A 16,007-nucleotide genomic window follows, 5' to 3' on the forward strand; every position below is an offset into this window, starting at 1 on the left:
CTGCGGGGTGACAGCGTTTCGCTGCCGGCGCTAAACAGGGCGCAACCCCGTACCGGTTGCCGATTCGTTGCTTGTCAAGACTTGACTTATGCACATTTTCCACGTTGCAGCGCGGTAGAGCCCCGTGTCGGTCAAATTGTCTCGCTATGGTTTGGTAATTTGAATAGCAGCCTTATGGAATAAGGCTCCGCGGGGCACCGCCGCAAACGGCGGAAAACCGTGGAAAACACGGCCCGGCGCGCGTTGCGGCCATTGAGCGGCGAGTTCTCAACAAAGTTATCCACAGGCTGGGCAGGGTATACGGCGATTCCTAATGCGAATCCAAAACTTAGCGCCGAATCTGAAGTTTTACTTTAAGTTCGCTGCCGCGATGCGGGCGCGGGTGCAAGCCGCCCATGCGGCACGTACCGCCGCCGGGGCGCCGTGATGAACGGCACCTACCTGCGCGTCGCGCTCGACCATCCGCTCGCGACCCTGTTCGACTACCGCTGCGATGCGCAACCGGCACCCGTGCCCGGCACGCTCGTGCAGGTGCCGTTCGGCAAGCGGCAGGCCGTCGGGCTCGTCTGCGAAGTGACGACTCACACCGACGTGCCGCCGTCCCGGCTGCGCGCGATCGACGCGATCTGCACCGACTTGCCGCCGCTGTCGGCGGACTGGCTCGCGCTCGTGTCGTTCGCCGCCGACTACTATCAGCGCGGGCGCGGCGAGGTCGCGCTGCCGGCGCTGCCGCAGGCGCTGCGCGACGCCGGACGCTGGGGGCGGCTGCTGGCGCCCGAGGTGCGCTACCTGCCGACGGAAGCCGGTCGTGCGGCACTGCCCGATGCGTTGCCCGCACGCGGGGCCGCGCTGCGGCGGCTCGCGCAGGCGCTCGTCGACACCGGCTCGCTGGGACTGCCCGACGCGCGCGCGCTGCATCCGAAGGCGGCCGCGACGCTCGATGACTGGGCGGCGCGCGGTTGGGTCGACGTCGAGGAGATCGGCTGGAACGACGCGCCTGTGCCCAAAGCTGTGGATAACCTGTCGACAACCGGTGGACGAGCTGTGCCGCCGGCGCTTACCGACCAGCAGGCCGAGGCGCTCGACGCGATCCGCGCGGCGCAGGGTTTCGCGCCGTTCCTGCTGCACGGCGTGACAGGCAGCGGCAAGACCGAGGTCTATCTGCATGCGCTCGCATCGCTGCTCGACGCGCGGCCGGACGCGCAGGCGCTCGTGCTCGTCCCCGAAATCAACCTGACGCCGCAGTTCGAGGCCGCGTTTCGCGCGCGCTTCGCGGGTGCGCTCGCAGACGACGCGATCGTCACGCTGCACAGCGGGCTCGCCGAGGGCGAGCGCGCGCGCAACTGGCTCGCCGCGCACACGGGCCGCGCGCGGATCGTGCTCGGCACGCGCCTCGCGGTGCTCGCGTCGATGCCGACACTCGCGCTGATCGTCGTCGACGAGGAGCACGAGCCCGCGTACAAGCAGCAGGAAGGGCTGCGCTACTCGGCGCGCGATCTCGCCGTGTGGCGCGCGAAGCAGCTCGGCATCACGGTCGTGCTGGGCTCGGCAACGCCGTCGCTCGAAACCTGGTGGCAGGCCGAGCAGGGCCGCTACACGCGGCTCACGCTGTCGCGCCGCGCGGTGGCCGACGCGACGCTGCCGACCGTGCGGCTGATCGATCTCGAAGAGGAGCGGCGGCGCGGGCGCGCGTCGATGGGCGGGCTGTCGGGGCCGCTCGTCGCGGCGCTGAAGGCGCGGCTCGAACGCGGCGAACAGAGCCTCGTGTTCCTGAACCGGCGCGGCTACGCGCCGCAACTCGCGTGCGACGCCTGCGGCTGGGTCGCGGGCTGCCCGCGCTGCAGCGCGTACGTCGTGCTGCACAAGCCCGAGCATGCGCTGCGCTGCCACCACTGCGGTTGGGAGGCGCGCATTCCGCGCTCGTGCCCCGAGTGCGGCAACGTCGACATCGCGCCGCTCGGGCGCGGCACGCAGCGGATCGAGGAGGCGCTCTCCGAGGCCGTGCCGGGCGCGCGCGTGCTGCGGATCGACGCGGACAGCACGCGCCGCAAGGGCAGCGCGCAGGCGCTCTTTTCCGACGTGCACGCGGGCGAGGTCGACATCCTCGTCGGCACGCAGATGATCGCGAAGGGGCACGACTTCCAGCGCGTGTCGCTGGTCGGCGTGCTCAATGCCGACACCGCGCTGTTCTCGCACGACTTCCGCGCGAGCGAACGGCTGTTCGCGCAGCTGATGCAGGTGAGCGGCCGCGCGGGCCGCGCCGGGCTGCCGGGCGAGGTGATGGTGCAGACGCGCTACCCGCGTCACGCGCTGTACCACGCGCTCGGGCGGCAGGATTACGTCGGCTTCGCGAATTCAACGCTCGGCGAGCGCCGCGACGCGCACCTGCCGCCGTTCGTCTACCAGGCGCTGCTGCGCGCCGAAGGGCGCACGCTCGACGCGGCGCTCGCGTTCCTGCTGCAGGCCGCGGCCGCGTTGCCGGGGCTGCCGGGCGCCGATCGCGTGACCGTGTACGACGCGGTGCCGATGACGATCGTCAAGGTCGCGAACGTCCACCGTGCGCAGCTGCTGCTCGAAAGCGCATCGCGGGCGGCGCTGCAGCATGCGCTGCGCGCATGGCAGCCGGAGCTGCGTGCACTGAAGGGCGTGCTGCGATGGAGCGTCGAAGTCGATCCGCTGGATATCTGAGCGGCGCCCCGCGCAGCCGTCGCGCGGGGCACCGCGTTGAAGCCCGGGCTGCCGGGCCCTTCCGAACCGCCTCTCGTCGCGCACTCATATCAGGCGACTCACTCGCCGCCACACCCAGTGCAACCCGTTTTCGTCCGCTGCCGTGCGCGCCGGAGGTTGCACGCGCATGTCGAATCGGTTCGATCAGGGAAAACACCGATCCCCGGACCGCGGGCAACTCCTAGGTTGCAACCTTCTAAGTGGCTGATTATATTGGCTAACCAAAGGGTGCAACCCATCTCTCAATTTGGTTGCACCTTTTTATTGCGTGCCGTAGGATTTCGCGCATCCTCTCACACCACATTGCCGGGCTCGCACCGGCGCACGAACCCACCATGGCAAGCACGACTCTCGGCGTCAAGGTCGACGACCTACTCCGCTCGCGCCTCAAGGACGCAGCCGCGCGTCTAGAGCGCACTCCCCACTGGCTGATCAAGCAGGCGATCTTCGCGTATCTCGAGCGGATCGAGCACGGCCAGCTGCCGCCCGAGCTGTCGGGCCACAGCGGCGTCACGGAGCTCGCCGACGGTCAGGCTGCGGACGGCGACGACGACAACTCGCCGCATCCGTTCCTCGAGTTCGCGCAGAACGTGCAGCCGCAATCGGTGCTGCGCGCGGCGATCACGGCCGCGTACCGCCGCCCCGAGCCGGAATGCGTGCCGTTCCTGCTCGGCCAGGCGCGCCTGCCCGCGAACCTGCAGGCGGACGCGCAGGCGCTCGCGACGAAGCTCGTCGAGGCGCTGCGCGAGAAGAGCTCGGGCGGCGGCGTCGAAGGGCTGATCCACGAGTTCTCGCTGTCGAGCCAGGAAGGCGTCGCGCTGATGTGTCTCGCCGAAGCGCTGCTGCGCATTCCCGATCGCGCGACGCGCGATGCGCTGATCCGCGACAAGATCAGCAAGGGCGACTGGCGCTCGCACGTCGGCCACGCGCCGTCGCTGTTCGTGAACGCGGCGACCTGGGGGCTGATGATCACCGGCAAGCTCGTGACGACCAACAGCGAAGCGGGCCTGTCGTCGGCGCTCACGCGCCTGATCGGCCGCGGCGGCGAGCCGCTGATCCGCAAGGGCGTCGACATGGCGATGCGCCTGATGGGCGAGCAGTTCGTCACCGGCGAAACGATCTCCGAAGCGCTGGCGAACAGCCGCAAATACGAAGCGCGCGGCTTCCGCTACTCGTACGACATGCTCGGCGAAGCGGCGACGACCGAAGAGGACGCGCAGCGCTACTACGCGTCGTACGAACAGGCGATCCACGCGATCGGCAAGGCGGCCGGCGGCCGCGGCATCTACGAAGGCCCGGGCATCTCGATCAAGCTGTCGGCGCTGCACGCGCGCTATTCGCGCTCGCAGCAGGACCGCACGATGAGCGAGCTGCTGCCGCGCGTGCGCGCGCTCGCGCTGCTCGCGCGCCGCTACGACATCGGCCTGAACATCGACGCGGAAGAAGCCGACCGGCTCGAACTGTCGCTCGACCTGCTCGAGGCGCTGTGCTTCGATCCGGATCTTGCGGGCTGGAACGGCATCGGCTTCGTCGTGCAGGGTTACCAGAAGCGCTGCCCGTTCGTGATCGACTACCTGATCGATCTCGCGCGCCGCAGCCGTCACCGCCTGATGATCCGTCTCGTGAAGGGCGCGTACTGGGATAGCGAGATCAAGCGTGCGCAGGTCGACGGCCTCGAAGGCTATCCGGTCTATACGCGCAAGATCTACACCGACGTGTCGTACCTCGCGTGCGCGAAGAAGCTGCTCGCGGCGCCCGACGCCGTCTACCCGCAGTTCGCGACGCACAACGCATACACGCTGGCCGCGATCTACCAACTCGCGGGCCAGAACTACTACCCGGGCCAGTACGAATTCCAGTGCCTGCACGGGATGGGCGAGCCGCTGTACGAGGAAGTCACGGGCCGCGACAAGCTGAACCGTCCGTGCCGCGTGTACGCACCGGTCGGCACGCACGAGACGCTGCTCGCGTACCTGGTGCGCCGCCTGCTCGAGAACGGCGCGAACACGTCGTTCGTGAACCGCATCGCCGACAAGACCGTGTCGGTGAAGGAGCTGGTCGCCGATCCGGTCGACGAAGCGATGAAGGTCGTGCCGCTCGGCGCGCCGCACGCGAAGATTCCGCTGCCGCGCAACCTGTACGGCGACGAGCGTCCCAACTCGATGGGCCTCGACCTGTCGAACGAACACCGTCTCGCGTCGCTGTCGTCCGCGCTGCTCGCGAGCGCGCATTTCCCGTGGCGTGCGGCGCCGATGCTCGCCGACGACGCGCTCGCCGACGCACCGGCCCGCGACGTACGCAACCCGGCCGACCAGCGCGACACGGTCGGCACGGTCAGCGAAGCGACGTCCGAACACGTGAGCGCGGCGCTCGCGCACGCAGTGGCCGCCGCGCCGATCTGGCAGGCGACGCCGGTCGACGCGCGCGCCGATTGCCTGGTGCGTGCAGCCGACCTGCTCGAAGCGCAGATGCACACGCTGATGGGCCTGATCGTGCGCGAAGCCGGCAAGTCGCTGCCGAACGCGATCGCCGAGATCCGCGAAGCGGTCGACTTCCTGCGCTACTACGCCGCGCAGATCCGCGACGAATTCTCGAACGACACGCACCGTCCGCTCGGGCCCGTGGTCTGCATCAGCCCGTGGAACTTCCCGCTCGCGATCTTCATGGGCCAGGTGGCGGCAGCCTTGGCAGCCGGCAACACGGTGCTCGCGAAGCCGGCGGAACAGACGCCGCTGATCGCTGCCCAAGCCGTGCGCCTGCTGCGCGAGGCCGGCGTGCCGGCCGGCGCGGTGCAGTTGCTGCCGGGCACCGGCGAGACCGTCGGCGCGGCGCTGGTCGCCGATCCGCGCACGCGCGCGGTGATGTTCACCGGCTCGACCGAAGTCGCGCGCCTGATCAACAAGACGCTGTCCGCGCGCCTCGACCCGGACGGCAAGCCGATTCCGCTGATCGCGGAAACGGGCGGCCAGAACGCGATGATCGTCGACTCGTCGGCGCTCGCGGAGCAGGTCGTCGCGGACGTGATGCAGTCGTCGTTCGACTCGGCCGGCCAACGGTGTTCGGCGCTGCGCGTTCTGTGTCTGCAGGACGATGTCGCGGACCGCACGCTGACGATGCTGAAGGGCGCGATGCACGAGCTGGCGCTGGGCAACCCGGACCGTCTGTCGACCGACGTCGGCCCGGTGATCGACGCCGAAGCGAAGCAGACGATCGACACGCACGTCGCGGCGATGAAGGACAAGGGTCACGCGGTCACGCAACTGCCGGCGCCCGATGCGTGCGCGCACGGCACGTTCGTGCCGCCGACGCTGATCGAGATCGGCAGCATCGACGAGCTCAAGCGTGAAGTGTTCGGCCCCGTGCTGCACGTCGTGCGCTACCGCCGCAACCAGCTCGACAAGCTGCTCGAGCAGATCCGCGCGACGGGTTACGGCCTGACGCTCGGCATCCACACGCGGATCGACGAGACGATCGCGCACGTGATCTCGAACGCGCACGTCGGCAACATCTACGTGAATCGCAACGTGATCGGCGCGGTGGTCGGCGTGCAGCCGTTCGGCGGCGAAGGGCTGTCGGGCACGGGCCCGAAGGCCGGCGGCGCGCTGTACCTGCAGCGCCTGCTCGCGACGCGTCCGTCGGGCCTGCCGCGCTCGCTCGCGCAGACGCTGGTGGCGGACGGCGCGGTCGAAGGCGACGCGCGCGGCAACCCGGCGGCGGCGCTGACCACGCTGCGCGACTGGCTGATCGAGCAGCGCGAACCGGCGCTGGCCGCGCGTTGCGACGGTTATCTCGCGCAGGTGCCGGCCGGCGCGACCGCGGTGCTGACCGGCCCGACGGGCGAGCGAAACACGTATACACTCGGCCCGCGCGGCACGGTGCTGTGTGTCGCGGCAACGCCGGGCGGCGCGCGCGCGCAGTTCGCGGCGGTGCTCGCGACCGGCAACCGCGCATTGTTCGCCGGCGCGGCCGGCGAGGCGCTCGTCGCCGCGCTGCCGGCGTCGCTGAAGCCGCACGCGGCCGTGCGCAAGCAGGCCGACGCGGCGTTCGACGCGGTGCTGTTCGAAGGCGACAGCGACGAACTGCAGACGCTCGTGAAGGACGTCGCGCAGCGGCCGGGCCCGATCGTGTCGGTGCAGGGCGTGTCGGTGGGCGCGTTCGAGAACGGCGACGCGGAAGACTACGCGCTGGAGCGGCTGCTGACCGAGCGCTCGGTCAGCGTGAATACGGCCGCGGCGGGCGGCAATGCGAATTTGATGACGATCGGCTGATCATCCTTGCCGTTCGGATCAAACAAAGAAGCGGCAAGGCGATCCCGAAGCCGCTTCATTTACCCTGGTACCAAGGAGATGCTATGCAACACACGATGAAAAAGGTGGCAGGCGCGACGTTCGTCGCGGTCATGTCGCTGGCGGGGACGGCCCATGCGGATGACGTGAAGATCGGTTACGCAGGGCCGATGACGGGCGCGCAGGCGCACTACGGCAAGGATATGCAGAACGGGATCGTGCTCGCGCTGGAAGACTTCAACGCGACGAACCCGAAGATCGGCGGCAAGCCCGTGAAGTTCGTGCTCAGCACGCAGGACGACCAGGCCGACCCGCGCACGGGCACGACGGTGGCGCAGAAGCTCGTCGACGACGGCATCAAGGGCATGCTCGGCCACTTCAACTCGGGCACGACCATCCCGGCTTCGCGCATCTACGCGAACGCGGGCATTCCGGAAATCGCGATGGCGACGGCACCGGAATACACGCAGCAAGGCTACAAGACGACCTTCCGCATGATGACGTCCGACACGCAGCAGGGCTCGGTGGCCGGCACGTTCGCGTCGAAGGATCTCGGCATGAAGAAGATCGCGATCGTCGACGACCGCACGGCCTACGGCCAGGGTCTCGCCGACCAGTTCGAGAAGGCCGCGAAGGCCGGCGGCGCGACGATCGTCGACCGTGAATTCACGAACGACAAGGCGGTCGACTTCAAGGCGATCCTGACCAAGCTGAAGGCGGCGAAGCCCGACCTCGTCTACTACGGCGGCGCGGATTCGCAGGCAGCGCCGATGGTCAAGCAGATGAAGGCGCTCGGCATGACGGCACCGCTGATGAGCGGCGAAATGGTGAAGACGCCGACGTTCCTGAAGATCGCGGGCAACGCGTCGGAAGGCACGATCGCTTCGCTGGCGGGCCTCCCGCTCGAAGAGATGCCCGGCGGCAAGGCCTACGCCGACAAGTACAAGAAGCGCTTCGGCGAAGAAGTGCAGACCTATTCGCCGTATGCATACGACGGCGCGATGGCGATGCTCAACGCGATGAAGAAGGCCGATTCGACCGATCCGGCGAAGTACCTGCCGGTGCTCGCGAAGAGCGACATGGCGGGCGTCACGTCGACGCACGTCGCGTATGACGCGAAGGGCGACCTGAAGAACGGCGGCATCACGATGTACAAGGTCGAGAAGGGCGAGTGGAAGCCGCTGAAGAGCATCGGCGGCAAGTAAGCAGTCTGTGACTCGCGGGCGGCGGCGCACGTCGCTGCCCGTCCGATCATGCGAAAAAGCCACCGGGCCGTCGGGCCTGGTGGCTTTTTTCATGGGGCGTGAGCGGGCGCTACTCCTTGCGCACGCGCAGCAGGAATTTCTGCAGCTTGCCGGTCGGCGTGCGCGGCAGCGCCTGCGCGAACGCGAACTCGCGCGGGATCTTGTACGCGGCGAGCCGCTCGCCGCAGAACGCGCGCAGCGCGTCCGCGTCGGGCGCCGCGCCCGTGCGCATCACGACGTGCGCGACGACCGTCTCGCCCCAGTCCGGATGCGGGACGCCGACGACGGCCGCCTCGGCGATGTCCGGATGCGCGCCGAGCACGTCTTCCACTTCCTTCGAATAGACGTTTTCGCCGCCCGTCACGATCATGTCCTTCAGCCGGTCGACGATGAACAGGTAGCCATCCTGATCGATTCGCGCGACGTCGCCGGTGCGATACCAGCCGCCCGGTGCGAACGCGGCGCGCGTCGCGGCCGCGTCGTCGAGATAACCGAGCATCATGCTGTCGGCCTTCAGCCAGATCTCGCCGGTCTCGCCCGGCTGCGCATCGATGCCGTCCATCCGCACGACGCGCAGGTCGACGCCCGGGCCGCCGTGGCGGCCGATCGAACCGGCCTTCGCGATCTGCTCGTCCGGATACAGCGTCGTGCCGGCCGGCCCCGTTTCGGTCATCCCGTACACGTGGAAGAACGCGTCGCTGCGATACGCGCGTGCGAGCCGTTCGGCCTGCGCGGCGCCGATCGGGCCGCCGCCGTACAACCATGCGCGCACGCTCGACAGGTCGAACGCCGCGAAGCCGTCGATCGTGTCGAGCGGCAGCGTGTACGACACCGGCGCGCCGAAATACAGCGTCACGCGCTCGCGCTCGACGGTCTGCAGGAAGCGCAGCGGATGGTATTCGCGCAGCAGCACGACGGTGCCGCCCGCGACCAGCGTGCCGCCGAACCAGTTGTTGAGCGGCGACGAATGCCAGATCGGCATCGCCATCAGCGTGCGTTCGTTGCGGCCGATGCCGGTCGCGAGCGCCGCCGACATCGCGGCGAGCGTCACGGTGCGGTGGCTGTGCACGCAGCCTTTCGGGCGGCCGGTCGTGCCGGACGTATAGAGGATTTGCGCGATGTCGCCGTCGGCCGGTTCGATGCCGGCGAGGCCGTCCATCGTCGCGCACATCGTGTCGAAGCACGGCACGCCGTCGAGTTCGCCTTCGGTCACGAGTTGCCGCGCCGGATGAACGATGCGTTCGACCACCGGTGCGAGCGCCACATCGAACAGGAGCGCCTTGCTGCGGCTGTGTTCGAGCACGTAGTCGACTTCCGGCGCCTGCAGCTTGTGGTTGACCGGCACGAACGTCGCGCCGAGCCGCCACGCGCCGAACATCAGGTCGACGAAGGCCGGCGTGTTGAAGCACATCGCGGCGACGCGGTCGCCGGCCGCGATGCCGAGCGCGCTCAGCACGGCCGCTGCGCGGTGCGAGCGCTCGCGCGCGGCGGCATAGGTGATCGTCGCGGATTCGCTGACGAGGAACGGCTTGTCGGGCGTCGCGCGGGCGGCGCGGTCGAGGGCGGCGACGAGGTTCATCGTGGCTCCGGGCGGGGCGAACGAAGGTGAACTCAGGCGAACGAACCGGCGTCAGGCCGGATACGCGCGCTGCAGCAGCGCGGCGACGTCGAGCGCGTGCGGATCGAAGCCGCCCGCGATGCGGCCCCAGTCGGGCGCCGCGATCCGCGTCGCGACGAACGCGTCGGCGACGGCCGCCGGCGCATCGCGGCGCAGCAGGCACGCCTGCGCGACGAGCGCGAGCCGCTGCGCGAACACGCGGCCCGACGCTTCGAGCGTGTCGGCACGCGCGGCGAGCATCGCGCGCAGCGCGTCGAGCGCCGTGCGGATGCGCGGTTCGCCCGCGCCGAGGTCGGCGAGTTCGGCGAACAGCGCGGCGGCCGAGTCGGGCTCGCGCGACACCGCACGCAGCACGTCGAGGCACATCACGTTGCCCGAGCCTTCCCAGATCGAGTTGACGGGCGCCTCGCGGAACAGCCGCGCGATCGGGCCGTCGTCGACGTAGCCGTTGCCGCCGAACACTTCCATCACCTCGCCGGTCAGCTCGACCGCGCGCTTGCAGACCCAGAATTTCGCGGCGGGCGTGACGATGCGCTTCCACGCGCGTTCGCGCGGCGAGTCGTCGCGCTCGAACGCGTCGGCAAGGCGCATCGCGAGTACGAGCGCGGCTTCGCTTTCGAGCGCGAGATCGGCGAGCACGGTGCGCATCAGCGGCTGTTCGGCGAGCGCGCGGCCGAACGCGTGGCGCTGGCGCGTGTACGCGATCGCCTGCACGACGCCCTGGCGCAGCATCGCCGCGCTGCCGAGCACGCAATTCAGCCGCGTGTAGGTGGCCATCTCGATGATGGTCGGAATGCCGCGGCCTTCGTCGCCGAGCATGATCCCCCACGCGTCGTTCAGCTCGATCTCGCTGCTCGAGTTGCTGCGGTTGCCGACCTTGTTCTTCAGCCGCTGGATCTCGACCGCGTTCTTCGTGCCGTCCGGCCGCCAGCGCGGCACGTAGAAGCACGACGGGCTGCCGCCTTCGGTGTGCGCGACGACGAGGTGCGCATCGCACATCGGCGCGGAGAAGAACCACTTGTGGCCGCGCAGCAGGTATTCGCCGCCGCGCCCGCCCGCGCCGACGGGCGTGGCGAGCGTCGTGTTCGCGCGCACGTCGGAGCCGCCCTGTTTCTCGGTCATCCCCATGCCGAACCAGATCGAGCGCTTGTCGGCGACCGGCACGTCGCGCGGATCGTAGTCGTCGCTGTAGAGCTTGTCGCGCAGCAGGTTCCACAGCGCGGGCTCCTTCTGCAGCACGGGAATCGCGGCCTGCGTCATCGTCGCCGGGCACAGCGTGCCGGCCTCGATCTGGCCGTGCAGGTAGAAGCCGGCCGCGGTCGCGGCCCAGCGGCCGCGGCGTGTGTCGCGGAACGCGAGCGATACGAAGCCTTCGTGGCGGTATTGGCCGAGCAGCGCGTGCCACGCCGGGTGGAAATCGACGCGGTCGATGCGCCGGCCGCGCCGGTCGAACGCGTTCAGTTCCGGCGGGTGCTGGTTCGCTTCGTCGGCGAGCCGCGCGGTGTCGGCGCTGCCGAGCCGCGCGCCGTACGCGTCGAGCTGCGGCATGGCCCAGTCGGCGCCGGCGCGGGCGAGCGCGTCGCGCAGCGCGACGTCCGTCGCGAAGAGGTTATAGTCGACCAGTTCGTCGAACTGGTTCGTGACGGCGTGAGTCGATTCGGTCATCGAGGTTGTCTCCGGTCTCATGCTTCGCGGGCGGCCGGCGTCATGCAACACGGATGGCGCTGCGGCGCTGGTTCCGGCTCCCGGTAAACGCATTCCCTGCTGAATTCCAGAGTAGCAAATATGCCGCCGCGACATGTTCAGGTTCCGGCGCCGCCCGGCCAGCCGGCGGCGCAACCCGCGCCCGCGTTGCGCCGCCGGCCGCGCCAGTCGCGCGCGCAGGCGAGCTCCGACGCGCTGCAGCAGGCGTTCGTTCGGCTTTTGCTCGAACGCGGCTACGCGAAGGCGACGATCCGCGAGATCGCGGCCGCCGCGGGCGTGAGCGTCGGCACCTTCTACGAGTATTTCGGCGACAAGCAGAGCCTCGCGGCGCTCTGCATCCACCGTCATGTGCAGGCGATGGCCGACCGGCTGCGCGATGCGGCAGAGCGGCTGCGCGGCGCGCCGCGGGCCGAACTTGCCGTGGCGCTCGTCGACCTGCAGGTCGACGCGATCGGCGCCGACGCCGCGCTGTGGAGCGCGTTCTTCGCGCTGGAGCGGCAGGTGTCGCCGCTCGCCGCATACCGCCGGCATTACGACGCATATGTCGCGCTGTGGCGCGACGCGCTCGCGCACGCGGCCGATCCGCCGCCGGCCGCGCGGCTCGACGGGCTCGCGCGGATGGCGCATGCCGTCTGCTACGGCGGCCTCTCGCAGGCATTGCTGACGCTCGGGCCCGCGCTCGACTTCGCCGCGCTACGCGGCGAATTGCGGGCCGTGCTGCTCGCGTATCTGGCGGCGGCGGGCGCGTAGCATCCCCTACGGGTAATGCCTGATTCGCATATCAGGTCGGCAGTTCAGCCTTGCCGCTGCGCGCTTCACACCGTGAGCCATGAGAAAAATGCATGGCCGCCATGACGAACTTTCGATTGTCCGCCGATATTGGCTGGGGCTAAATCATGCGGCAGATGCAGGGCCGCGCGCGTTGCGCGGGCCAGCCCGAAGGACATCAGAAGGAGGAGTCATGCGAAGCGCCACCGCGCCCCGTTCGAAACTGCCCGACGTCGGCACGACGATCTTCACGGTGATCGGCCAACTGGCCGCGCAACACGATGCGTTGAACCTGTCGCAGGGCGCGCCGAATTTCGCGCCCGATCCGGCGCTCGTCGAAGGCGTCGCGCGCGCGATGCGCGACGGGCACAACCAGTACTCGCCGATGGCCGGCGTGATGGCGCTGCGCGAGCGGCTCGCCGAAAAGACCGAGGCGCTGTACGGCGCGCGCTACGACCCGGCGACCGAGATCACGGTGATCGCGAGCGCGAGCGAAGGGCTGTACGCGGCGATCAGCGCGCTCGTGCATCCGGGCGACGAGGTGATCTATTTCGAGCCGTCGTTCGACAGCTATGCGCCGATCGTGCGACTGCAGGGCGCGACGCCGGTCGCGATCAAGCTGTCGCCCGAGCATTTCCGCGTGAACTGGGACGAGGTGGCTGCGGCGATCACGCCGCGCACGCGGATGATCATCGTGAACACGCCGCACAACCCGACCGCGACCGTGTTCTCGGCCGACGATCTCGAGCGGCTCGCGCAGCTCACGCGCGACACCGGCATCGTGATCCTGTCCGACGAGGTCTACGAGCACGTCGTGTTCGACGGCGCGCTGCACCAGAGCGTGGCGCGCCACCGCGAGCTGGCCGAGCGCAGCGTGATCGTGTCGTCGTTCGGCAAGTCGTTCCACGTGACCGGCTGGCGGGTCGGTCATTGCCTCGCGCCGGCCGAGCTGATGGACGAGATCCGCAAGGTGCACCAGTTCATGGTGTTCGCTGCCGACACGCCGATGCAGGTCGCGTTCGCGGAGATCCTCGCGCGGCCGGACAGCTATCTCGGCCTGTCGGCGTTCTACCAGGCCAAGCGCGACCTGCTCGCGCGCGAGCTGGCCGATTCGCGTTTCGAGCTGCTGCCGAGCGAAGGCTCATTCTTCATGCTCGCGCGCTTCAGGCACTTCTCGGACGAAAGCGACAGCGATTTCGTGCTGCGCCTGATCCGCGACGCGCGCGTCGCGACGATTCCGCTGTCGGCGTTCTATACCGACGGCACCGACGCCGGTGTGATCCGGCTCAGTTTTTCGAAGGACGACGCGACGCTGGTCGAAGGCGCGCGGCGGCTGCGTTCGCTGTAAGCAAGGAAACCGGCGACGAGGACGTCGCATCGACCAGACCAAGGAGATCACGATGAAGCACACGGCAACCCTGAAACTCGCATTCGCACTCGCGTGCGCAATCGGCTCCGGCGCGGCGCTCGCCGATACGCAGACGCTGCGCTTCGGCCTCGAGGCGCAATACCCGCCGTTCGAATCGAAAGCGCCGAACGGCGACCTGCAGGGCTTCGACATCGACGTCGGCAATGCCGTCTGCCAGACGGCGAAGCTGTCGTGCAAATGGGTCGAGACGTCGTTCGACGGCCTGATTCCCGCGCTGAAGGGCCGCAAGTTCGACGCGATCAACTCGGCGATGAACGCGACCGAGCAGCGGCGCCAGGCGATCGACTTCACGACGATCATCTATCGCGTGCCGACCCAGCTGATCGCGCGCACCGGCAGCGGCCTGCTGCCGACGCCCGAATCGCTGAAGGGCAAGCGCGTCGGCGTGCTGCAGGCGTCGATCCAGGAAACCTTCGCGAAGGCGCACTGGGAACCGGCCGGCGTCGCGGTCGTCGCGTACCAGGACCAGAACCAGGCGTATGCGGACCTCGTGGCGGGCCGCCTCGACGCAACGCTCGTGCTCGCACCGTCCGGCCAGCGCGGCTTCCTGTCGCGCCCTGACGGCAAGGGCTTCTCGTTCGTCGGCCAACCCGTGCACGACGACCGGATCCTCGGCAGCGGCATCGCATTCGGCCTGCGCAAGGGCGACGACGCGCTGAAGGCGAAGCTCGACGCGGCGATCGACAAGCTGAAGGCGGACGGCACGGTGAAGTCGCTCGGCCTGAAGTATTTCGGCGATATCGACATCTCGACGAAGTAAGCGGGGCCGCGCGCGATGCAGAACCCGAACCCGGCCGCCGCGGGCGGCGAACAGGGCGGCGCGCTATTGTCGGACGATGCGCTCGGCGCCATGCTCGTCGCCGAACTGGGCGACGCGCTCGTCGTGCGTGCGGCCGACATCGATCCGCGTTACTTCACCGCGTACAACGAGCCGGCCGGCGTGCGGCCGCGTGCGCTGGTGCGCCCGCGCAGCGTCGACGACGTGTCGCGCACGCTCGCGCTATGCACGCGGCTCGGCCAGCCGGTCGTGCCGCAAGGCGGGCTCACGGGGCTCGCGCGCGGCGCGGTCGCGCTCGGCGGCGAGGTCGTGTTGTCGATGGAACGCTTCGCGGGCATCGAAGCGCTCGACGCGGCGGCCGGCACGATGACCGTGCGCGCCGGGACGCCGCTGCAGACGGTGCAGGAAGCCGCGGAAGCGGCGGGCTTCACGTTCGGCGTCGATCTCGGTGCGCGCGGCTCGTGCCAGATCGGCGGCATGCTCGCGACCAATGCGGGCGGCACGCGCGCGATCCGCTACGGGATGATGCGCGAGCAGGTGCTCGGGCTCGAGGCCGTGCTCGCGGACGGCACGGTCGTGTCGTCGATGAACCGGATGCTGAAGAACAACGCGGGCTACGACCTGAAGCAGCTGTTCATCGGCAGCGAGGGGACGCTCGGCGTCGTCACGCGCGCCGTGCTGCGGCTGCATCCGTTGCTCGCCGCGCCGGCCACCGCACTCTGCCGCGTGCGCGATTACGACGCGGTGGTCGGATTGTGGAACCGCGTGCGCACGCTGCCCGAGGTCGTCAGCTTCGAGGCGATGTGGCCGGCGTTCTACGACTACGTCGCGCGCCATACGCCGGGTGTCACTGCGCCGTTCGCAGGTGACGGCGGGTTCGCGGTGCTGATCGAATGCGCGACGAGCGCGCCGGGCGGCGATGCGCATCGAGCGCTGGAAACCGGCCTCGCGGCGGGGATCGAGGCAGGGCTCGTGGACGATGCGGTGCTCGCGACGTCGGAGCGGCAGGCGCGCGACCTGTGGACGCTGCGCGAAGGCCTTGCGATCGATGCGCTGCCGCAGCTCGTCAACTTCGACGTGAGTTTGCCGACGGGCGAACTCGGCGCGTTCGCCGAACGCTGCGAGGCGGCGCTGCGCTCACGTTGGCCGGCGCTCGCGTGCCTGTTCTTCGGCCATGTCGGCGACGGCAACGTGCATATCGGCGTGTCGCTGGCCACGATGACCGACGCGGACGCCGATGCGCTCGATCACTGCGTGTACGCGGTGGTGCGGGACATGGGCGGCTCGGTGTCGGCCGAGCACGGGATCGGGGCGCTCAAGCGTCCTTATCTCGCGCACACGCGCAGCGACGCGGAAATCGGGCTGATGCGGCGCCTGAAGGCTGCGCTGGACCCGCGCGGCATCCTGAATCCCGGCAAGGTGCTTTGACAGGGGCGATTCCCGTTGTCAGCGG

The 16,007-nt window shown here is 69.4% G+C and carries 9 protein-coding genes; 7 read left to right on the forward strand and 2 right to left on the reverse strand.

Features of this window, described 5'->3' with window-relative positions; translation table 11 throughout:
• Positions 1-426: 426 nt before the first annotated feature.
• The 3 genes from FPJ27_RS19770 (at position 427) to FPJ27_RS19780 (ending at position 8,218) form a co-directional block, all read left to right on the forward strand.
• Positions 427-2,688: a primosomal protein N' gene (locus tag FPJ27_RS19770; RefSeq protein ID WP_204425291.1), complete on the forward strand. Its 2,262-nt coding sequence runs from the start codon at positions 427-429 to the stop codon at positions 2,686-2,688.
• Positions 2,689-3,062: 374 nt separating this feature from the next.
• Complete coding sequence (gene putA / locus FPJ27_RS19775) at positions 3,063-6,995, forward strand: trifunctional transcriptional regulator/proline dehydrogenase/L-glutamate gamma-semialdehyde dehydrogenase (protein WP_204425292.1); 3,933 nt, start codon at positions 3,063-3,065, stop codon at positions 6,993-6,995.
• An 83-nt stretch (positions 6,996-7,078) separates the two neighbouring features.
• Positions 7,079-8,218 (forward strand): branched-chain amino acid ABC transporter substrate-binding protein, encoded by a 1,140-nt coding sequence (locus FPJ27_RS19780; RefSeq protein WP_072442678.1) that lies wholly within the window; start codon positions 7,079-7,081, stop codon positions 8,216-8,218.
• 109 nt (positions 8,219-8,327) lie between these two features.
• Here the strand turns inward: FPJ27_RS19780 and FPJ27_RS19785 are convergent, their stop codons facing one another.
• Both FPJ27_RS19785 and FPJ27_RS19790 read right to left on the reverse strand, forming a co-directional pair.
• A complete protein-coding gene (locus tag FPJ27_RS19785; protein WP_204425294.1) occupies positions 8,328-9,836 on the reverse strand; it encodes an AMP-binding protein in 1,509 nt (502 codons plus the stop codon).
• Between the two features lie 51 nt (positions 9,837-9,887).
• Positions 9,888-11,540: an acyl-CoA dehydrogenase family protein gene (locus FPJ27_RS19790; RefSeq protein WP_204425299.1), complete on the reverse strand. Its 1,653-nt coding sequence runs from the start codon at positions 11,538-11,540 to the stop codon at positions 9,888-9,890.
• Between the two features lie 120 nt (positions 11,541-11,660).
• On the opposite strand from FPJ27_RS19790, the gene FPJ27_RS19795 reads away from it, so the two are divergent.
• From FPJ27_RS19795 to FPJ27_RS19810, 4 genes are all read left to right on the forward strand, one after another.
• Positions 11,661-12,329, forward strand: coding sequence for a TetR/AcrR family transcriptional regulator (locus FPJ27_RS19795; RefSeq protein WP_204425300.1), 669 nt, complete (start codon positions 11,661-11,663; stop codon positions 12,327-12,329).
• A gap of 211 nt (positions 12,330-12,540) precedes the next feature.
• Positions 12,541-13,695, forward strand: coding sequence for a pyridoxal phosphate-dependent aminotransferase (locus FPJ27_RS19800; protein WP_152860568.1), 1,155 nt, complete (start codon positions 12,541-12,543; stop codon positions 13,693-13,695).
• A gap of 52 nt (positions 13,696-13,747) precedes the next feature.
• Positions 13,748-14,536 (forward strand): ABC transporter substrate-binding protein, encoded by a 789-nt coding sequence (locus FPJ27_RS19805; protein WP_034183849.1) that lies wholly within the window; start codon positions 13,748-13,750, stop codon positions 14,534-14,536.
• A 15-nt stretch (positions 14,537-14,551) separates the two neighbouring features.
• On the forward strand, positions 14,552-15,982 hold the full coding sequence (locus FPJ27_RS19810) for an FAD-binding oxidoreductase (RefSeq protein ID WP_204425301.1): 1,431 nt from the start codon (positions 14,552-14,554) through the stop codon (positions 15,980-15,982).
• Positions 15,983-16,007 lie beyond the last annotated feature (25 nt).

The sequence above is a fragment of the Burkholderia sp. MS455 genome, from assembly GCF_016899445.1.
In the GTDB taxonomy this organism is placed as follows: domain Bacteria; phylum Pseudomonadota; class Gammaproteobacteria; order Burkholderiales; family Burkholderiaceae; genus Burkholderia; species Burkholderia pyrrocinia_C.